Origin of the sequence: Streptomyces sp. S3(2020) (assembly GCF_013044505.1) — a bacterium.
Taxonomy (GTDB): Bacteria; Actinomycetota; Actinomycetes; order Streptomycetales; family Streptomycetaceae; genus Streptomyces.
Genome location: NZ_JABERD010000095.1, coordinates 14,860 through 35,538 on the forward strand (window position 1 = coordinate 14,860; position 20,679 = coordinate 35,538).

Genomic DNA, 20,679 nt, shown 5'->3' on the forward strand with positions numbered 1-20,679 from the left:
GCAGGGCCGTACTTGCCTTGGTAAAGCCTGTGTCAAGGAATCTTTCTGTCAACTTCACTTCTTTGAGGGGCAGTTGGGACAGATGGGGTCTTGAGGGGAGTTGTGAGTGGGCTTAGGTTCCCCTCTTGCTGATCCGTGTGGGATCTGGGGGATGGGGGCGGGTTCTTGTGATCCGAGGAAGCAGAGCCGGACGGACGCTGGGCGTCTTACTCGTGTCGACTGCCTTGGTGTGCGGTGTCGTCCAGGGCGGGGGTGTGGCCTTCGCGGCCGATGCGGATCCTCTGGACGGCGGAACGGTGGAGGCGGCGAAGTCTGTCGCTTCGGCGGACAGCACCGAGCCCATGAGCGAGGCGGAGGCCTCGGCGAACGACGGGAGTTCGGAGTCGACGAAGGCGGCCAAGGACGCACTCGCGGCGGCCGAGTCGACCGGTGCGCAGGTGGAGGTGCCGACGCTGCGCACCGAGTACGCCACCACGTACGCCAATCCCGACGGGATCTCCTTCACCCTGCAGGACTCCGCGGTCCCGGTTCGGGTGAAGGCCGACGACAACGATGGCTGGGCGGCGCCCGACGCCACGCTGGAGGCGCGTGCGGACGGGTCGGTCGGGCCGAGGGCGGCAGCCGTCGACATGTCCTTCTCCGGCGCGGAGGACGGCTCCGACCTGGTGTCCGTGACCCGGGATGGGCGCACGCTGTCGCTGGGCTGGCCCGGTGAGCTGCCCGAGCCGACCCTCGACGGGGAGTCCGCGCTCTACAGCGAGGTGCTGCCCGGTGTGGACCTGCGGCTGACGGCGTCCGTCGAGGGCTTCCGTGAGGTGCTGATCGTCAAGTCGGCCCAGGCGGCGGCGAGCGACGAGCTGGCCGAGGTGTCGTTCGCACTGGACACGACCGGTCTGGACGTCCAGGAGACCGCCGACGGCGGCATGCGGGCGGTCGACGGTGACGGTGTGTCCGTGTTCCGCTCGCCGCCGGCACAGATGTGGGACTCGGCGGGCGAGGCCGAACAGTCCGCTGTCAGTACGCAGTTGATGAACGCGGAGACCGAGGACACCGCGGAGAGCGAGGACACCGCGGCGAGCGAGGACGGCTCCTCCGCGACCGACGGCGCCGACGGTCCCACCGACGGCTCCGCTCTCGCGCTCCTGCCGCTCGATGTCACCGACGACAAGCTGTCCCTGACCCCGGACGCGGACCTCATCGAGAACGCCACCTACCCCCTCTACATCGACCCGACCGTCACCTGGTCCGAGGCCGAGCGCACGCTGCTGCGCAGCGACGGCTACGCGGACTACGCGTGGGGCAACGGGGACGACGACGAGGGCAAGGGGATGGGGTACTGCGGTACCTACACGACGGGCGGCTACGCGTACTACTGCGGCTCGGGCTACAAGCAGCGTCTGTACTTCGAGTTCTCGCCCGCCTCCCTCAAGGGCAAGCACATCCTCGACGCGACCTTCCGTGCCACGGAGACCTGGTCGATGTCGTGCACGGCGTCGTGGGTGGACCTGACCCGTACGAACGGGATCTCGTCCTCCTCGGACTGGCCCGGTCCCACGCATCTGGACCTCATGGTCGACCGGTACGTCTCCGCAGGTCGAGGCAGCGCCTGCGACCCCTCGCAGCCGAACGCGGCGATCGAGTTCAACGACAACTCCGAGGAAACCAACGAGAACCTCACCGCCACGGTGAAGAGTTTCGCGGCGGGCAACTTCTCCCGGCTGCCGCTGATGCTGAGGGCGCACGACGAGACCGACCCGAACTCGTGGAAGCGGTTCAAGAACGACGCCGTGCTCTCGGTGAAGTACGTGGGTCTGCCCGCGACGCCGACCGGTGTGGGCATCGTCACGGGTGAGGGCACCGTCTGTGAGCGGGACGAGGACGACCCCGCGATCGTCTCCGATCCGACGCCGTCTCTGGCGGCGACCGCGCAGACCAAGTCGGGCGGCGAGAACGACGCCAGTCTGCGGATGGCCTACGACCTCAACCACAAGAACAGCAGCGGCACCTGGACCAACACGACCGAGGGCAACGGAGACGAACGCCCCACCAGCGGTTACGTGGGGGACAACACCAAGGTGACGCTCGCCTGGTCCACGCTGAGCGAGGACGTGCTGTACCGGTACCGGGCGTGGACCCGCTCGTACTACAACGACGGCGACAACTGGCTGTCGGGTCCTTCGAACGCCGCCACCACCGGCTGGTGCTACTTCCAGGTCGACCCGACGCGGCCCCTGAAGCCGACCATCTCGATCGCGTCACCGTACTCGGAGTGCACGACGAACGCGTGTGCGGCGGCGGGCGGTCCGGGCATCACGGCGTCGTTCTCGTTCGGTCCGGCAACAGGCGACACGAACGTGGCATACCAGTACAAGCTGTCCACGGACACGGCGTGGTCGTCCGCGATCAGCGGCAACACGGTGACCGCCCCGGTGACACCTGACGCCGAGGGGACGTACCGGCTGTTCGCGCGGGCCAAGGACAGTCTGGGCCGCTGGGGTGCGCAGAACGTCTTCGACTTCAAGGTCTCCGACGGAGAGGGACCGCAGTCGGAGTGGCAGTTCGACGAGGCGTCGGGTGCGGCGGTGGACTCCGGCACCACGGTGGACGCCGACGCGGACACCCTGACGCTGTCGTCCTCCGGAACCTCACGGGACGGTCGCGGGCGCCGGGGCACGGACGCGGACACCGGCGTGGAGGACACCAGCCTTCTCCTGGACGGCAGTTCGGGGTACGGGGCCACGGACGGGGCGGTGCTCGACACCACCAAGTCGTACACGGTGTCGGCATGGGTGCGCCTGGAGGATCTGAGCAGGACGCAGATGGTCCTGTCGCAGAGCGGCTCGGCCTACTACAGCCCGTTCTACGTGTTCTACAGCTCCAACGGCTACTGGAGCATGATGACGACCAGCGCGGATACCGCCAGCCCCACCACTTCCTCGATTTCCATGGCCGCACCGGTCGCCGCGAACACCTGGACGCACGTGGCCTTCGTCTACAACGCCACCGCCAAGACCATGCGGCTGATCGTGAACGGCAAGTGGTACGTCGAGAAGGCCGCCGCCACGGCCTGGGCCTCCACAGGGGCCTTCCAGGTCGGGCGCGCGTTCTACGCAGGGGGGAACTACTTCCGCGTGGACGGATCCGTGGACGAGGTGCGGACCTGGCAGCGCGCGCTGACCTGGAACGAATCCGTCCGCGAGGCACGCCTGTTGAACCCGACGACGGGCGATCAGTACGCCGAGCTCACCGCGTACTGGGACCCGGCCACAGCCTCCAGCGGGGCCACGTCCCTCTCGGACAGCTCCGGCTACGGGCGGACGCTGACCGTCTCGGGTGGCGCCACCACCGACGGTGAGGCGATTGTCCTGGACGGCGCGGATGACGCGGCGTCCTCGGACTCGACTGTGGACGACACGGGTTCGTTCACGGTGACGACCGTGGTCGATCCCGACCTGGAGACGCTCGCCGCGAAGGGCACGGGATATGTCGCCCAGGTCGTGGGCAAGCGGGACAAGGACGGGACGTCGAACTGGGGCATCTTCTTCGAGGTGACCGGAACGTCCACGGTCGCCGTCGAGACGAGTGACGGCGACATCGTGGAGAAGACGGTGGCCGCGGGCTTCTGGCACTTCGGCCGCTACAACGACGACGGCACCTTCACCTCGCAGGTCAGCGAGGAGGCCACCATCGACAGCGGCGAGGTCCGGATCACCGGCGTCTTCAACCAGCAGGACCGCACGGCGGCCCTGTATCTCAACGACAACCTCCAGTACACCGCCGTGTCCTACACGACGGACTCCGGCAAGGAGACCCTCGCGGTCGGCAACGGCTACACGGCCGGCGCCTGGGGCCACTGGCTGCCGGGCGCGATGAGCGAGTTGCGGCTGTGGACCGGCGCGGCGTCGGACACCGATCAGATCACCTCGATGCTCGGCGAATAGCACAGACGGCGGCGGCCGGGTGGGGTGCTCCCACACCATCGCCCGGCCGCCGCAGCACGGCACTTCCTTGATCTCTTTCAGGTGGCATGACGGGGGCTACGACGTGAGATATGGCATGTGCAGATCATCAAAATCCCGAGCCGGACTGGCGGCCGTCACCGGGGCGTTGGTGGCCTCGCTGCTGACGCCGGCGGCCTTCGCGGCGGACGCGGATCCGCTGGGCAGACTCGCGACCCAGAAGGAGCGGGTCAGCGAGGTGTACGAGGTCGACGGCCTCGGCGCGAAGAAGGCACGGGCGAAGGTCGCCGACGCCAAGGCGGAGAACCAGGCGCAGGCGAAGCGTGCGCGCGCCGAGCAGAACGCGACGTGGCCGAAGGCCGGCACCGCCGCGCTCGACCTGTCGACCGGCAAGGCGGCCAAGGCCGAGCCGGGCGGCCTGCCGGTCACGCTGGACGGCTCGGCCGGCAGCGCCACCGTGGAGGTCCTGTCCCGCAGGGCGACGGAGATGGCCGGGATCTCCGGCGTCCTGCTGTCCGTCTCCGGCGACGGAAGGGCCGAACTCTCCCTCGATTACAGCGAGTTCGCCTCCGCGTACGGCGGCGGCTGGTCAGGCCGCCTCCGCCTGGTCCAGCTCCCGGCATGTGCGCTGACGACGCCGGAGAAGGCGAAGTGCCGCGAGCGGACCCCGCTCGACTCGGCCAATGACATCAAGGCCCAGGAGCTGTCGGCGACCGTCGAGCTGACCGGCGGCGACACCGGGGTCTCCACCCAACTGGTCCGCGAGGCGAGCACCGCTTCCGCGACCGTCCTCGCCGTGACCGCCGCCTCCGGTGCCTCCGCGTCCGGCTCGGGTGACTACACGGCGACCCCGCTCGCGCCCTCCTCGACATGGTCGGCGGGCGGCTCTTCGGGGGCCTTCACCTGGTCGTACGACATCACCACGCCGCCCGCCGCGGCCGGGCCGCAGCCGCCCCTGTCGCTGTCGTACGGCTCGGGCAGCGTGGACGGCAAGACGGCGTCCACCAACAACCAGGCCACGCAGGTCGGCGAGGGTTTCGACCTGACGTCTTCCTACGTCGAGCGCTCGTACGGCAGTTGTAAGGACGACGGGCACGACGAGAAGTACGACCAGTGCTGGAAGTACGACAATGCCTCGCTCGTCCTGAACGGCAGGTCCACCGAGCTGGTCAAGGACGACACGACCGGTGAGTGGCGGCTGAAGGACGACGACGCCTCGACGGTCACGCACTCCACGGACGCCGACAACGGTGACAACAACGGCGAGTACTGGACCGTCGTCACCGGCGACGGCAAGAAGTACGTCTTCGGCCTGAACAAGCTGACCGGCGCGGGCGACGAGCGCACCAACTCGGTGTGGACCGTGCCCGTGTTCGGCGACGACTCCGGCGAGCCCTGCTATGACGCCACGTTCGCGTCCGCCCACTGCACGCAGGCCTGGCGCTGGAACCTCGACTACGTCGAGGACACACATGGCAACGCGATGACGTACTGGTACACCAAGGAGTCCAACTCCTACGCCAAGAACGGTGCTTCGACCGCGACCGCCACGTACACGCGCGGCGGCTACCTCACGAAGATCCTCTACGGGCAGCGCTCCACCACCCTCTTCACCGCGGACGCGTCCGACAAGGTCACTTTCGACTACAGCGAGCGCTGCACCGCCGACGACTGCTCGTCACTCACCGACGGCACCTCCGACAACTGGCCGGACGTGCCGTTCGACGCGATCTGTGCGGCCGACGCCGACTGTGAGGAGAACCCGTCCCCGGCCTTCTTCACCCGCAAGCGCCTCACGTCCATCAACACCTTCGCCTGGTCGGCGTCGAGCAGCGCCTACACCGAGGTCGACTCCTGGAAGCTGACCCAGGAGTTCCTGGACGGCGGGGACATCGGGGACACCTCCGACCAGACCCTCACCCTCAAGGCCCTGACCTTCACGGGCAAGAACGGCGACGACGTCAGCCTGGACCCGGTGACCTTCACGTACCAGATGCGGGAGAACCGGGTCGACGCCACCGACGACATTCTCCCTCTGACCCGCCCTCGCATCGAGACGATCACGTCCGAGACCGGCGGCGTCACGGATGTGACGTTCTCCGAGCCGGAGTGCGTGCGCGGCTCGAACATGCCCACCGCGGAGGACGACAACAGCCTGTCCTGCTACCCGGTCTACTGGAACATCAACGGCGCCGACGAGGCGTCGATCGACTGGTTCCACAAGTACCGGGTCACCGCTGTCCTCGAGGCCGACCCGACGGGTCACAACGAGGCGGTCGAGCACTCCTACGAGTACTCCGGTCCGGGCTGGCACTACAACGACGATCCGCTGACCCCGTCCGACGAGCGGACCTGGTCGCAGTGGCGCGGCTACCGCAAGGTCACCGAATACACCGGCAGTTCGGACGTCACCCGGTCCAAGAAGGTCTCCCTGTACCTGCGGGGCATGGACGGCGACAAGACGTCCGGCGGCACCCGTTCGGTCACCGAGGCGGGCATCGAGCCGAGCGGGCTGACCGTCGCCGACATCACCGACTCCGACCCGTACGGGGGGTTCCTGCGCGAGCAGATCACCTACGACGGCCCGACCCCCGTCGCGGTCACGGTGAACACCCCGTGGAAGTACAGGACGGCCACCCAGCACAAGAGTTACGCCGACATCGAGTCCTACCTCGTCCGCACCGCACAGACCGCGACCCACACCTATCTGACCGGCTCCGCGTCCTGGCGCACGGCCTCCACGGAGACGACGTACGACGACTACGGCATGGCGACGACCGTCCAGAACAGCGGTGACACGGCCGTCGACGACGACCAGACCTGCACCCGCACCTGGTACGCGCGCAACGACTCGCTCGGCATCAACTCCCTTGTCTCGCGCACCCGTACGGTCGGCCGGGTCTGCTCGGCCGCAGAGACGGACCTGTCGCTGCCCACGGCGACCACGTCCCGCGGGGATGTGCTCACCGACACGGCGACGGTCTACGACAGCACCTCCGCCACCGCCTGGACCGCCTCCCAGACCCCCACCAAGGGCGAGCCGTCCTGGACCGGGCGGGCGACGGCCTATCCGGCCTCGGCCACCAGCGGCGAACGCCACCCCACCGCCTGGCAGACGACGGCGAAGTCGACGTACGACACGCTCGGCCGGGCTCTGACGGCCACGGACGCGGGCGGCAACACCACGACGACCACCTACACCCCGACCGCCGCGGGCCCGTTGACCCGCACCAAGGTCACCAACGCCGCCGGACACTCCACGTACAGCTACCCGGACCCGGCCACCGGCCAGCCCGTCAAGACCTACGACGCCAACCTGAAGAAGACCGATCTCACCTACGACGCGCTCGGCAGGCTCACCGCCGTGTGGCTTCCCAACCGAACTCAGTCCGCGGGTCAGGGGGCGAACCTCACGTTCGCCTACCACGTGAGCAACGACGATCAGTCCTGGACGTCGACATCGACGCTGAAGGCGGACGGGACGTCGTACGACACCACGTACACGATCTACGACGCGCTCCTGCGTCAACTCCAGGTCCAGTCCCCGGCGGCGACCGACGGCCGGCTGCTCACCGACACCCGTTACGACACGCGGGGGTTGGCGTACGAGACGTTCGCCGACATCTACGACACCACCAGCGAGCCCAACGGCACCTACACGCGGGCCGAGTACGGCGAGTCGCCGAGCCAGACCGAGACCGTCTTCGACGGCGCGGGCCGGGCGACGAAGTCCACATTCCTGATCGGCGGCGTGGAGGAGTGGTCCACGACGAGCTCGTACACGGGGGACGAGACGGCGACGTCCGCCGTGGCGGGCGGTTCGGCGACCCGGGTCCGCACCGACGCGCAGGGCCGGACGACCGAGCGCCGGGAGTACGCGGGCACCTCGCCGACCGGCAGTACATACACCTCGACCACGTACACCTACACGCGGGACGGACTCCAGAAGACGGTCACGGGTCCGGACGGCGAGCAATGGTCCTACGGCTACGACCTGTTCGGCCGTCAGACCTCCGCCACCGACCCCGACACGGGCACCACCGCGACCACGTACACCTCCCTCGACCAGAAGGAGACCACGACCGACGCGCGCGGCCAGAAGCTGCTGTACGCGTACGACAAGATCGGCCGTCCCACCGGGACCTACCAGACGTCGGCATCGGACGCGAACAAGCTGGTCGCGTACGCCTACGACACCCTGGCCAAGGGCCAGTTGGACTCGACGACCCGCTATGTGGGCGGCACGACCGGTGACGCCTACATCGACGCGGTCGGCGCCTACGACAGCCTCTACAAGGTCACGGAGTCGTCCCTCACCCTGCCCTCGGACGATCCGCTGGTGTCGGCCGGCGCCGTCCCGTCCGCCACGCTGACCTTCAAGACGGACTACAACGTCGACGGCACCGTCGCCTCCACCTACGAGCCGGCGGCGGGCGGTCTGGACGACGAGTACGTCTCCACGACCTACACCGACTCCGCCCTGCCCAAGACCGTGTCCGGGACGTCGGGTTATCTGCTCGGGGCCTCCTACTCGGCCCTCGGCCAGACCGAGCAGCTCGCGCTGGGCGCGTCGGCGGCGGCGAACACCCCCAAGGCGTACGTCAACAACACGTGGGAGGAGGGCACCGGGCGGCTCACCGAGTCGCATGTGACGGACACGGTGCACGCCTACATGCTGCAAGACCTCCAGTACGGCTACGACGACTCGGGCAACGTCCTGTCGATCTCCGACCCGACCCTGCTGGGCGGCACGAGCGAGGCCGACAACCAGTGCTTCGCGTACGACGGTCACCGCCGTCTGACCGAGGCCTGGACCCCGAAGACCGCCGACTGCGCCACCACCGGCCGGACCACCGCCAACCTTGACGGGGCCTCCCCGTACTGGACGTCCTACACCTACAACGACGCCGGACTGCGGCAGACGGAGACCGAGCACACCACGACCGGATCGACGACCACCGACACCTACTGCTACGACTCCGACACCCCGCACGCCCTCAAGGCGACCACCACGAGCGGCAACTGCCTCACGGCGGCCCAGGAGTACGACCACAACGACATCGGCGCCACCACCACCCGCCCCGACGGCACCGCCACCCAGACCCTGACCTGGAACAGCGAGGGCAAGCTCGGCTCGCTCACCGAGGCCGGCGCCGAAACCGGCTATGTCTACGACGCGGACGGCAACCTGCTGGTGCGCCGGGACACGACCGGCGAGAGCGTCCTCTACCTCGGCGCCACCGAAGTCCACTACGACGCGGCCACCGGTGACATCTGGGGCCAGCGCTACTACAGCGCGGGCTCGACGCGGATCGCCGTCCGCACCAACGAGTCCGGCACCGAGAAGCTGTCCTTCCTCGCCGGTGACGCACACGGCACGTCCACCCTCGCCGTCGCCGCCACCGATCTCGCCGTCACCAAGCGCTACTTCACCCCCTTCGGGGAGTCCCGGCAGGGCGGCACCGGCACCTGGGTGGACGACAAGGCGTTCCTCGGTATGGCCGCCGACGACGACACCGGGCTCACGCACATCGGGGCTCGCGAGTACGACCCGTCGATCGGCCGGTTCATCAGCGTCGACCCGAAGCTCACCCTCGACCAGCACCAGTCCCTCAACGGCTACAGCTACGCCAACAACAGCCCGGCCACCTTCGCGGACCCCACCGGCCTGGAGATCGGGTCGAGGCCCAACTCCTGCCAGTACTCCCTGGCCAACTGCTCCAAGGAGGTCCAGGAATCCGTCGGGTACGACTCCAAGACCGGACTGGCCGACCCGGCCAAGGGCACCGTGGTCTCCAAGGGCGGCGGAGCGGATCTGAGCCCTGCCAAGGGAACACCCGTCTACAAGGGAAGCGCTGCCGACGCGAAGAAGCTCAACCTCCAGACCGTCGCCTACGGAATCGCGTACGCGCGAAAGTACAACGTCGACGAGACACTGGTCATGGCGCTGCTCATGCAGGAGCAGCCGTTCTACACGGCATGGCCGAATTCGCTTTCGTCCCTGGCGAAGGTGGCGCTTTCCGCGCTGGGAAAATGGACCGCCCGTGCCGTCGGCAAGGATCCTAGTGTCGGTCCTGTCCAGATGAAATCGGCGACCGCTCGCGATGTACTGGTGAGGGCTGGATACGACGATTTCAAGAAGACCTCGCTGGATGTGATCCGTCAGGCGCTCTCGGTGAATGAGGAATTCGCGATCTCGGTGGCGGTTCTGAAACTGAAGGTCGACATCAGTTCGGGTTCCGACAAGAAACAGGCATATCTTGGATATTCGCTGAGCGACGACCAGGCCGCCCGTCTCCGTATTCCTGGGGACAGCCTGGTGCAATCCAGCCCGATCCTTTCCAGGAGATCGGCGCGGTACGACGCGAACGTGGCATATCTGTCCAGCGGTGGCCAGTCGATGTCCGAGAAGTTCGGGGTATCATCGCTGCCGGCTACTCAGTTCGGCGATGCGGGCGGTTTCTGTTCCAGCGTCGCGAGGGGGTGTGGATGATCCGGCAACGGGCAAGGGCGGTCCGATTCGCCGTAGCGGCGCTGGCCGCTGTCACGCTGGTGGTCGGGTGGGTGCTCATTCGCGAGTGGATGGAGTTGCCCGGTGTGCCTGCCGATGTGGTCAGTTCCGTGGAGTCGGAACAGGTGCGCGTCCTGGCCGAAGGGAGCGAGTCGAGCCCGGGCAACGACTGGGATAACTCGTATGCCCTGATTTCGGTGTCCTCGCAGAAGGATCCCGTCGACGAAATCGAGGCGGCGCTCCAGTCGGCCGGCTGGACCACGCGTTTGGGTGTTTCGGATCCGCTGCTCCTGGCCGGGGACTCATCGCAGCGGAACCCCGAGTACGGTGTGACGGTTCAGACTTACGAGAACTTCGACTGCCTTGATCGGTCGGGCGTTTGCGGCACATTCGAAAAAGCGGCAGGCAGCCAAGGACGGAACCTGTTCGTGGCAACCTTCATGCCGTACGTCTGAGTCCCATGCCGCAGGCTGGAGCATGGGAGGTCACTGCAGACCCACCCGCTTCAACTCCTCCGCAGTCAAAGGCGGCGCCACCAAGGGGGCCTTCAACGGCCCCACCGCCGCCGCCAACAGCACCGACGGACCCAGCAACACCTCCGCCCGCCGCTCCAGCGACGTCACATCCGTCACGCGGCGGGCGATCCGCCCGTTCCCCGTGGCCGTGCGCATCAGCCGGTCCACATACCCGGCCAGCAGCCGATCCCGCAGCGTGGGCCCGTTCTCCGTCGCCCCCGGATAGAACACGTCCTGCCCCGTCGCCAGATCCCACGCCGCCCCCACCGGCCGGGCGACGGCCTTCTGCACCCGACGGGACAGCCCGGCCGCACCGAACCCGTACCGCGCGGTCAGCTTCCGCAGGAGCAGCGCGCTCTGGGCGCCGACCGCCAGACCGTGGCCGTACACCGGGTTGTACGCGGCCAACGCGTCGCCCAGCACCGTGAAGTTGTCGGGCCAGGCCGCCATCCGCTCGTAGAAGTACCGTCGGTTGACCGTGGCGCGGGTGACCGCCACGTCCGACAGCGGCTCGGCCTGCCGCAGCAGGTCGCCGATGAGGGGGTGCCGCAGCTCCTCGCGGGCGAAGCGGACGAAGTCGTCGTCGGCGGCGGAGGGTTCGCCGCCGCGCGTGCCGTTCACGGTGACGATCCAGCGGCCGTTCTCGATGGGCAGCAGGAAACCCGCCCGGCCCGGGACACCGGCGCGTGGGTCGGGCTGCACATGGACGACCGGGAAGCCGCCGCGGGCCTGCTCCGGCGCGAGGTAGAGCCGACTGGCGTACGCGAGGCCGGAGTCGACCTTGCGCTCCCGCGGCGCGGGCAGGCCGAGTTCCGTCAGCCACCGGGACGCCTGGGAGCCCCGGCCGGTGGCGTCGACCACCATGCCCGCCCCGATGGTCCGTTCACGCCCGTCGCGCTCCCGCACCCGGACTCCGGTGACCGCCTCCGGTGTGCCCGCCAGTCCCAGCACCTCGGTGCCGCCGAGCACTTCCACGCGCCCGCCGGCCAGGACCTGTGCGCGGACCGTCGCGTCCAGCAGATCCCGTCCGGCCAGGATCACATGGTGGGACTCGGGCCAGCGCCGGAACCAGCCCTGCGCCGAGTAGCCGACGATGTCCGTGGTGATCGGCGCCCGCCGCGCCCCCGCCTCCCGGAGCGCCTCGGAGATGCCCGGCAGCAGTTCCTCCATGGCCCGCACACCGCCCGACCACAGCATGTGGGCGTGCCGGGCCTGCGGCAGGCCCTTGCGTGGCTCGGGGCCCTCGGGCAGCACGTCCCGCTCGACGACCAGGACACGGTCGGCGAAGGCGGCGAGCGCCTGTGCCGCGAGCATGCCGGTATGGGATCCCCCCAGGACCACGGCGGTTCTGGCGGGGGAGGGACTGTCACTCATGCGCGGACATGCTCTCTGCCGGGACGGCCGCACGGGTGCGTACCGCCTTGATCTCGTCGGTGCTGCGCAGGGCCTCGGACACGGCCTGGATCTCCTGCAACAGGTACGTGGTGTCGGGGGCGCCGGCCCCGTCGGCGTCCGAGGAGCCCCGTTCGCGCTCCAGGGCGTCCAGGATCGTCACGGCCGCCGCCAGCGCCCGGGCCCGGTCGGGCGTGGAACCGAGGGCCAGGGCGGCGGCGTGGGCCCGGTCGCGCAGTTCGTCGTCGAGGTGGCGGGAGAGGTGCAGGAGCGCGTCGCGGATGAGTGTCTCGCGGCGGATCAGCCGCATCTCGTGGGTCGCCCGCAGCGCGAAGGGCTCACGGCCGCCCGCGACGTTCCGCATCAGCCGGGCCAGGGGTCTGAGGTCGCGATGGCGGCGGCGCAGCCGCCACCGCTCCTGGAGGTACTGGCCGGCGTGCGGCACGATGAAGCCGGTCGCGACCAGGGTCGCCGCGATGCACGCGGCCGACGGCGCGATGTTGGTGTTCAGCCAGTCCAGGTCGTGTCCGGTCCAGCGGGCGACGACGGCCGTGAGCTTGGCGGCGCTGAAGAGCAGGTTCGTCGCGAAGCCGACTCCCAGGAACCGCAGCCCCCAGCGCAGCCAGCCGTCGAGACCCTCGGTGCGGATCCAGTTCCAGACGAGCCGGGACGTGACCAGGCTGGCCACCATGTGGGCGCACAGGTAGAGGAGGATCGCCTCCCGCATGTACGGCGTGGAGGCGTAGTAGGTGTCCAGGTCCCGGATCTGTTCCACGGGCACGTCGGCGAGGGCGAACAGCACCCACAGGGCGATCACGACACCCGCGTAGACGGCGACCACCCACCGGGTCGCGCGGCGGGTGTGCGCGTGGCGTTCGGTGCGGCCGTTGCGCCAGTGGACGACCAGCAGCAGCCATGACGCGCAGAGCGCGGTGAGCAGCGAGTACACCCAGGGCGCCGCGATGTTCGGCACGCCGGTGACCCGGTTGGTCCAGGAGATGGTGCTGGGGGCGGCGAACACGAACACCGCGCAGGCGAACAGCAGCAGTCCGCCGACGGCCCGCAGCAGCGGGTCCCGCCAGAGCTTCAGGATGCTGGGCAGTTTGATCACCAGGGCCGCGGTCAGCACCACGGTGGGGAGCCAGAAGGAGATGTACACCCCGCTGAGGAGGTTGCCCTGCGCGAGCGGACCGGCGTGCGTCACCGCTGTGTGCCTCCGCGCCCGCGGTACCCCATGGACCGCTCCATCCCGTTGAGGGACGCCCTGCCGCCGTGGCCCGTCAGATAGGGCCGGAACGCCGCCGCCAGCCGGTGCCCGAAGTCGTCGGCCTCCGCCTCGTCGGTCTGCCGTGAGCCGTCGCGCGCGGCGACGGCCAGGGCGTCCTTCCAGTCGGGGCCGCCGGCCAGCGCGCGGGCGGCGGCCGGGCCCACCCCGTGCCGGTGTCCGGCGTTCAGATGCCACAACTCATGGCCGAGGATGACCAGTTGCTGCACCGCTTCGGCCCGCTCCTCGACGATGACCAGGTCGAAGTCCTGGAACTCCACCCACAGGCCGGTCACTTCGATCTCGTCGGGGAACCGCTCGAAGCGCAGCTCGACGGGCCGTCCGCCGCGGCGCGCGCTCATCTCCTCGCACAGCGCCCGGCACACTTCGTGCGCCCCGGCCGGGGGAGTGGATCTGGACCGCAGCGCGGTGTCGAGGTCGACGGCGAGCCGGCGCATCACGGACCCGGCTCTCGCACGCCGCAGCGCCGCGGAGACCCGCCCCGCCCTCATGCGCGCGATGTCCATCGATCCCCCTTCTCACCGCGTACGGCAGCCCGTCCGAGCGTACGCGGCCGGAACTGCCCACGTCATGAAAAATCTGTTCGGACCATTGACTGGAAAGCGCTTGCTATCTACGGTCTCGTTCGCGGTTACGAGCACCTTTCGAAATGTCGAACAAAAGTGAACGGACTGGATCTCTTCTCCGACCGTAAGGGCAGGCAATGGGACGACCTGACCTGAACCGCAGGCAACTGCTCACCGCCGCAGGCGGGTTGGCCGTGGCCGGCAGCTTCGGCTTCGCCGCGCTCGGCACCGGCGCCGACGCGCTCGCCTCCGACGCGGACACCCGGGTGCGCTACTGGAACCTGTTCAGCGGCGGCGACGGCGCCAACATGATCGCGATGCTGGACTCCTTCCGGAAGGAGCACCCCGGCATCGCGGTCAAGGACTCCACGCTCCAGTGGGGCAACCCCTTCTACACCAAGCTCGCCATGGCCGCCGCGGGCGACCGCGCCCCCGAGCTCGGCGTCATGCACATGGGCCGGGTCGCGGGCTTCTCGCCGGGACGGCTCCTGGACCCGTGGGACGAGGCGCTCCTCGCCGAGTACGGCGTGCGCGAGGCGGACTACAACCCGGCGCTGTGGAACCGCGGAGTCATCGACGGCAAGCTCTACGCCCTCCCCCTCGACATCCACGTCCAGCTCTGCTTCTACCGCAAGGACGTCCTGAAGAAGGCGGACCTGCTCGGCGACGACGGCCGGATGATCCCGGTCGGCTCCACCGGCGAGTGGTTCGACGTCCTGAAGAAGGCCGGACAGGTCCAGAAGAAGGGCCTCCAGACCATCGGCCTGTGGACCAACGACCAGAACTTCCAGTGGTGGTTCTTCGTCGCCTTCTACACCCAGCTCGGCGGCCGGTGGTTCGACGACGGCGACACCGAGGTCCTCTTCGACGTCGACAAGGCCACCCAGGTCCTGGAGTTCCTCCGGCAGCACGTCACCGACGGCTATGTCATCCCCGGCGCACCCACCGGCGAGCAGTTCATCAACGGCGCCCCCTTCACCTGGGAGGGCAACTGGTCCGTGCCGGTCTTCTCCGGCGCGGAACTGGACTACGGCGCGACCCCGCTGCCGCCCGTCTTCGGCAGGCCCGCCACCCACGCCGAGTCGCACGCGTTCGTCCTGCCCCACCAGGCGGGCCGCGGCGGCGCCACCAACGAGGCCGCGCACGAACTGGCCGCGTACGTCGTCACACACGCCCAGCAGTGGGCCGCCGGCGGCCACATCCCCGCCTACACGCCGACACTGTCCACGGCCGCGTACCAGGAGCTGGAACCGCAGAACGAGTACGTGAGCGCCATGGACCACCAGGCCACCGAGCCCAAGGTGTGGTTCGCGGGCTCCACCGGCGTCCTCGCCCAGGACCTCGGCCCCGCCGTCGTCTCCTCGACCATGGGCTCCGCCAAGCCGGCCCAGGTCGCCCGGACGATGAGGAGCCACCTCACCAAGCTCCTCGCCTCGAAGAACCCGATGGACGGCAGGACCGCCGCGCAGGGAGGACGGGCCGCATGACCACCAGCGCTCAGACCGTCGTCGCACCGGCGCGGGCGAGGACCGCGACCGCCGTCGCGACCGTCCGCCGCAAGCAGGGCTTCCAGCACGGGGGCTGGTTCATCGCCCCGTTCCTGGCACTCTTCGTGCTCTTCGTGCTCTGGCCGCTGCTGCGCGGCCTCTACCTCAGCTTCACCGACGCCAACATCTCCGGCGAGGGCGCGAGCTTCGTCGGCCTCGACAACTACCGCGAGGCCCTCAACGACCAGGCCATGTGGGACGCGCTCGGCCACAGCGCCTGGTTCACGCTGCTCGTCGTCCCCTGCATCACCGTCCTGGCGTTCCTGCTCGCGATGCTGGCCCACCACATCGAACGCGGCAAGTGGCTGTGGCGCCTGTGCTTCTTCGCCCCCTTCCTGCTGCCCTCCACGGTCGCCGCCAACATGTGGCAGTGGCTCTTCACCCAGGGCATCGGCCTGTTCAACGAGACCTTCGGACTCACCACCCCCTGGCTCACCGACAAGTCGTACGCGATGCTCGCCATCGTCATCCAGACCCTGTGGTGGACGGTCGGCTTCAGCTTCCTGCTCTACCTCGCCGCGCTCCAGGGCATCCCCGACCACCTCTACGAGGCGGCCAGGCTGGACGGCGCCGGCGCCTGGCACCGCATGGTCCACATCACCCTGCCGATGCTGCGCCACATCACCGGCCTGGTGATCGCGCTCCAGATCCTCGCCTCGCTCCAGCTCTTCGACCAGGCCGTCGTGATGATGGACTTCAGCCCCGGACCCGAGCTCAGCACCCGCTCCTTCGTCCAGTACACCCTCGAACAGGGCTTCACCAGCTACCGCGTGGGCTACGCCTCCGCGATGTCCATCATCTTCTTCGTGATCATCGCGGCCGTCGCCCTCGGACGGATGGCACTGCTGCGCAACCGTGAGGAGGGCACCCGATGAGCGCCACCCCGATACGGCTCAAGCCCCGCAAGCCCTGGACGCCGAGCCAGATCGTCCTCACCCTGCTCGGCGTCGCCGTCTCCGCCGTCTTCGTGGCCCCGATCGCCGCCGCCCTGTTCACCTCGCTCAAGTCCGAGGCGGAGGCGGCCGAGATCCCGCCGCACTGGCTGCCCGAGATGTGGACCCTCCAGGCCTGGAGGTCCCTGTGGGAGAGCGGCAACATCGGCAACTGGTTCATCAACTCGCTGGTCGTCTCGGTGTGCGTGACGACCATCGTGCTGGCGGTGAGCGCGCTGGCCGGCTACGGCTTCGCCCGCACCGAGTTCCGCGGCAAGAAGGCCCTGATGGGCGTGGTGATGGCGGGCCTCATGGTGTCTCCGGCGGTCCTCGGCGTACCGCTGTTCACCACGGTCCAGCAGATGGGGATGGTCGACACCTACTGGGGCATGATCCTGCCGCAGTGCGCGCCCGCCGCGATGGTCTACATCCTCTACAAGTTCTTCCAGGGCATCCCGCGCGAACTGGAGGAGGCCGCCTTCATCGACGGCGCCGGCCGCTGGCGCGTCTTCTTCACGATCGTCGTCCCGCTCGCGCGACCGTCCCTGGCGGCGGTGGGCATCTTCACCTTCATCGCCTCGTGGAACAACTTCCTGTGGCCGTACATGGTCACCAACAACCCCGACCTGATGACCATGCCGAACGGCATCGCGACCGTCATGAACTCCTACGGCATCCAGTGGGCCCAGCTCATGGCCGGCGGCCTGATGGCGGGCCTGCCCCTGATCGTCGTCTTCGTCTTCTTCCAGCGGCAGATCGTGGCGGGCGTCGCCCACACGGGATTGGCGGGACAGTGAGAGCGCGGAGAGCGATGACGGCCGTGGCGGCGGCGGTCCTTCTGACCTTCCTCCCCAACACGGCACAGGCCGAGGGGAGTTACCCCGACCCGCTCCCGATCGCCGGCCAGCAGATCATCCACGACCCGACCGTCCTCAGGCTGAAGTCCGGCCAGTACGTGGCGTACTCGACCGGCGGGGTGATCGGCGCCCGGCTCTCCAAGGACCTGCGGAACTGGACCGACGCGGGCAACGCCTTCGCCGAGCCGCCGAGTTGGTGGTACGAGTACAACGGCACCGGCGACCCGTGGGCCCCCGACATCTCCTACCGGGCGGGCAGGTACTGGCTGTACTACGCGGTGTCGTCCTGGGGCACCAACCACTCCGCGACAGGCGTGGCCACCTCGACGTCCGGCCTCCCCGGCACCTGGACCGACCACGGCAAGGTCTTCACCTCCGAACGCACGGACACCTGGAACGCCATCGACCCCGCCCTGATCCAGGCCGACGGCAGGCTCTGGATGTCCTTCGGCTCGTACTGGACCGGTATCCGCATGGTCGAACTGAACCCGAGAACGGGCAAGGCGGTCGAGGGCGCCACGGTCCACCACCTGGCGACCCGCCCCGACGCCCCGTACGCGGTGGAGGGCCCGTACATCGTCAAGCACGGCCGCCACTACTACCTCTTCGCCTCGTACGACGCCTGCTGCGCGGGCGTGAACTCGACGTACAAGATCAAGGTGGGCAGGTCTACGTCGGTAACGGGCCCGTACACCGACAGCACGGGCAAGCCGCTCCTGGAGGGCGGCGGCGACCTACTGCTGGAGGGCCACGGAAGGTATGCCGGCACGGGCGGCCAGTCGGTCTTCAGGGACCGGGGCCAGGATTGGCTGGCGTACCACTACTACGACGCAGAGGATGCAGGCACACCAAAGCTCGGGCTGAACAGACTGCACTGGACAGAGAACGGCTGGCCGAACGTGGCTTAGGGGCGCGGGGAACTGCGCGACAAGCCCCCACCGACCCGCAGACGAAACTGAACCCCCTGAAAGGAAGACATGCGCACCGCCCGCTTCACCCTCGACCCCGCCTTCTCCATCGGCGAAGTCAACCCCCGACTCTTCGGCAGCTTCGTGGAACACCTCGGCCGCTGCGTCTACACCGGCATCTTCGAGCCCGACCACCCCACAGCGGACGAGGACGGCATCCGCACGGACGTCCTCGAACTCGTCCGCGAACTCGGCGTGACAGCCATCCGCTATCCCGGCGGCAACTTCGTGTCGGGCTACAAGTGGGAGGACTCCGTCGGTCCCGCAGCGGAGCGTCCTCGTCGCCTCGACCTCGCCTGGCGCTCGACGGAGTCCAACCGCTTCGGCCTCTCCGAGTACATCGACTTCCTGAAGAAGGTCGGCCCCCAGGCCGAGCCGATGATGGCCCTCAACCTCGGCACCCGCGGTGTCGCCGAGGCCCTCGAACTCCAGGAGTACGCCAACCACCCCGACGGCACCGCCCTCGCCGACCTCCGCGCCTCCCACGGCGACAAGGACCCCTTCGGCATCAGGCTCTGGTGCCTCGGCAACGAGATGGACGGGCCCTGGCAGACCGGCCACAAGACGGCGACGGAGTACGGCCGGGTCGCCGCCGAGACGGCCCGCGCGATGCGCCAGATCGACCCGGGCGTCGAACTCGTCGCCTGCGGCTCCTCCAGCCAGTCCATGCCGACGTTCGCCGAGTGGGAGGCGACGGTCCTGGCGGAGACGTACGAACTCGTCGACTACATCTCCCTGCACGCCTACTACCAGCCCGAGAACGGCGACATCGACTCCTTCCTGGCCTCGGCCGTCGACATGGAGTCCTTCATCGAGAACGTGGTCGCCACCGCCGACCACGTGGGCGCGAAGCTCAAGTCGAAGAAGAAGATCAACCTCTCCTTCGACGAGTGGAACGTCTGGTACATCTCGGAGTGGCACGAGATCGAGAACTCCGGCGCGCGGGACTGGGCGGAGGCCCCCCGTCTCCTGGAGGACAACTACAGCGTCACCGACGCCGTCGTCTTCGGCTCCCTGCTCATCGCCCTGCTCCGGCACGCCGACCGCGTCACCGTCGCCTGCCTCGCCCAGCTGGTCAACGTCATCGCGCCGATCATGACCGAGCCGGGCGGTCCGGCCTGGCGGCAGACGACGTTCTTCCCGTTCGCCCAGGCCGCCAGGTACGGCCGCGGCGAGGTCCTCGACGTACGGGTCGACTCACCGACGTACGAGACGAAGAAGTACGGCGAGACCGACCTGCTGCACGCCACCGCCGTGCGCGGCGAGGACGGTTCGGTCACCGTCTTCGCGGTCAACCGCAGCCGGACCGAGGCGCTGCCCCTCGAAGTCGCCCTCGGCGCGCTGGACCTGACGTCCGTCGTCGAGCACAGTGTCCTCGCCGACGCCGACCCGGACGCCAGGAACACCCTCACCGAGCCCGAGCGGGTCGCCCCGCACACGGCCGAGGGCACCGCGCTGACCGACGGCACCCTGACCGCCGTACTCGAACCGCTGTCGTGGAACGTGATCCGGCTGGCGTAGGGGAAGTTCAGCGCTCGATGCGCACCTGTGCGGGCGGATACGGGGACGAGGAGTCCGTACCCACGGCCCAGTAGCCGCCCGCCGCGCCGGGAACCGAGGCAAGTGCGCCGATCAGGACGGGAGTTGTGGAGACGGGCCCCCGCTCACTCACCCAACTCCCCTCCGACCACCGCAGGTGGTGCGCGCGGGTCTGGTCCCAGAAGTCCCAGCCCGCGATGCGGTCGGGGAGGCCCTGGCCGTCGGCGACGATCGCGGTGAGCATGCCGACGGTGAACGGCGTGGTGGCGTAGGACCACGCGGCGCCGTCCCAGTGGCGCAGGGTGACGGACGGCGGTTTGCCGGGCGGGCCGCCGACCCCGTAGTCGTAGCCGGTGAGCCACACGTCGTCGGCGGTGACCGGGAGCAGCCCGGTGACGTAGGGGCGCAGTCCGGCGGGCGCGGGCAGTTCGGTCCAGGTCTCGCCGTCCCAGCGGGCGACGAGCGCGGCGTCGTACACCCAGACATCGCCGTCCGGTGCCACGCGGACACCGGCCGGGGCGCTGGTGGGCGGGGTCGGGGGCGGGGTCACCCCGGTCCAGCCGTCGTCACCGACGTCCGCGCGCAGCAGCCCACAGACGTGACAGTTG

At 69.0% G+C, this 20,679-nt stretch carries 11 protein-coding genes and 1 pseudogene; 8 read left to right on the top strand and 4 right to left on the bottom strand.

Features of this window, described 5'->3' with window-relative positions:
• Positions 1-212 precede the first annotated feature (212 nt).
• The 3 genes from HLK59_RS27215 to HLK59_RS27225 all read left to right on the top strand — a co-directional run bounded on the left by HLK59_RS27215 (position 213) and on the right by HLK59_RS27225 (position 10,925).
• Positions 213-3,941 carry a LamG domain-containing protein gene (locus HLK59_RS27215; protein ID WP_346779827.1) on the top strand — a complete coding sequence of 1,243 codons (3,729 nt, stop codon included), beginning with the start codon at positions 213-215 and terminating at the stop codon, positions 3,939-3,941.
• Between the two features lie 115 nt (positions 3,942-4,056).
• Entirely contained in the window at positions 4,057-10,452 is a 6,396-nt protein-coding gene (locus tag HLK59_RS27220) for an RHS repeat-associated core domain-containing protein (RefSeq protein WP_240982672.1), read from the top strand.
• The gene (locus tag HLK59_RS27225; protein WP_171144158.1) at positions 10,449-10,925 is read left to right on the top strand and encodes a hypothetical protein; all 477 of its coding nucleotides are present in this window, start codon (positions 10,449-10,451) and stop codon (positions 10,923-10,925) included. The genes HLK59_RS27220 and HLK59_RS27225 overlap by 4 nt, the downstream gene beginning before the upstream one ends.
• Before the next feature lie 30 nt (positions 10,926-10,955).
• On the opposite strand, the gene HLK59_RS27230 is transcribed toward HLK59_RS27225, so the two are convergent.
• From HLK59_RS27230 to HLK59_RS27240, 3 genes are read right to left on the bottom strand one after another with little or no spacing between them, the layout of a single operon-like run.
• Entirely contained in the window at positions 10,956-12,359 is a 1,404-nt protein-coding gene (locus tag HLK59_RS27230) for an FAD-dependent monooxygenase (RefSeq protein ID WP_171144159.1), read from the bottom strand.
• Positions 12,352-13,581, bottom strand: coding sequence for an MAB_1171c family putative transporter (locus tag HLK59_RS27235; protein WP_171144160.1), 1,230 nt, complete (start codon positions 13,579-13,581; stop codon positions 12,352-12,354). The genes HLK59_RS27230 and HLK59_RS27235 overlap by 8 nt, the downstream gene beginning before the upstream one ends.
• A complete protein-coding gene (locus HLK59_RS27240) occupies positions 13,578-14,168 on the bottom strand; it encodes a toxin-antitoxin system, toxin component family protein (protein ID WP_171144161.1) in 591 nt (196 codons plus the stop codon). Before HLK59_RS27240 ends, HLK59_RS27235 begins: the two co-directional genes overlap by 4 nt.
• A 197-nt stretch (positions 14,169-14,365) precedes the next feature.
• Here HLK59_RS27240 and HLK59_RS27245 point away from each other — a divergent pair, with 197 nt between their 5' ends.
• The 5 genes from HLK59_RS27245 (at position 14,366) to HLK59_RS27265 (ending at position 20,053) form a co-directional block, all read left to right on the top strand.
• On the top strand, positions 14,366-15,715 hold the full coding sequence (locus HLK59_RS27245) for an extracellular solute-binding protein (RefSeq protein WP_171144162.1): 1,350 nt from the start codon (positions 14,366-14,368) through the stop codon (positions 15,713-15,715).
• Positions 15,712-16,650 carry a sugar ABC transporter permease gene (locus HLK59_RS27250; protein WP_171144163.1) on the top strand — a complete coding sequence of 313 codons (939 nt, stop codon included), beginning with the start codon at positions 15,712-15,714 and terminating at the stop codon, positions 16,648-16,650. Before HLK59_RS27245 ends, HLK59_RS27250 begins: the two co-directional genes overlap by 4 nt.
• Positions 16,647-17,504 carry a carbohydrate ABC transporter permease gene (locus HLK59_RS27255; protein ID WP_171144164.1) on the top strand — a complete coding sequence of 286 codons (858 nt, stop codon included), beginning with the start codon at positions 16,647-16,649 and terminating at the stop codon, positions 17,502-17,504. Before HLK59_RS27250 ends, HLK59_RS27255 begins: the two co-directional genes overlap by 4 nt.
• Before the next feature lie 14 nt (positions 17,505-17,518).
• The gene (locus HLK59_RS27260) at positions 17,519-18,472 is read left to right on the top strand and encodes an arabinan endo-1,5-alpha-L-arabinosidase (RefSeq protein WP_171144165.1); all 954 of its coding nucleotides are present in this window, start codon (positions 17,519-17,521) and stop codon (positions 18,470-18,472) included.
• Positions 18,473-18,541: 69 nt separating this feature from the next.
• Positions 18,542-20,053, top strand: coding sequence for an alpha-N-arabinofuranosidase (locus tag HLK59_RS27265; RefSeq protein WP_171144166.1), 1,512 nt, complete (start codon positions 18,542-18,544; stop codon positions 20,051-20,053).
• Between the two features lie 7 nt (positions 20,054-20,060).
• Here HLK59_RS27265 and HLK59_RS27270 read toward each other — a convergent pair.
• A pseudogene (locus HLK59_RS27270) lies at positions 20,061-20,679 on the bottom strand (hypothetical protein); the annotation flags it as partial.

Excerpts from the sequence above, each read along its gene's own strand:
- HLK59_RS27230 (WP_171144159.1), bottom strand. The coding sequence starts at position 12,359 with ATGAGTGACAGTCCCTCCCCCGCCAGAACCGCCGTGGTCCTGGGGGGA.
- HLK59_RS27220 (WP_240982672.1), top strand. The coding sequence starts at position 4,057 with ATGTGCAGATCATCAAAATCCCGAGCCGGACTGGCGGCCGTCACCGGG.
- HLK59_RS27265 (WP_171144166.1), top strand. The coding sequence starts at position 18,542 with ATGCGCACCGCCCGCTTCACCCTCGACCCCGCCTTCTCCATCGGCGAA.
- HLK59_RS27245 (WP_171144162.1), top strand. The coding sequence starts at position 14,366 with ATGGGACGACCTGACCTGAACCGCAGGCAACTGCTCACCGCCGCAGGC.
- HLK59_RS27255 (WP_171144164.1), top strand. The coding sequence starts at position 16,647 with ATGAGCGCCACCCCGATACGGCTCAAGCCCCGCAAGCCCTGGACGCCG.
- HLK59_RS27240 (WP_171144161.1), bottom strand. The coding sequence starts at position 14,168 with ATGGACATCGCGCGCATGAGGGCGGGGCGGGTCTCCGCGGCGCTGCGG.
- HLK59_RS27250 (WP_171144163.1), top strand. The coding sequence starts at position 15,712 with ATGACCACCAGCGCTCAGACCGTCGTCGCACCGGCGCGGGCGAGGACC.
- HLK59_RS27225 (WP_171144158.1), top strand. The coding sequence starts at position 10,449 with ATGATCCGGCAACGGGCAAGGGCGGTCCGATTCGCCGTAGCGGCGCTG.
- HLK59_RS27260 (WP_171144165.1), top strand. The coding sequence starts at position 17,519 with ATGACGGCCGTGGCGGCGGCGGTCCTTCTGACCTTCCTCCCCAACACG.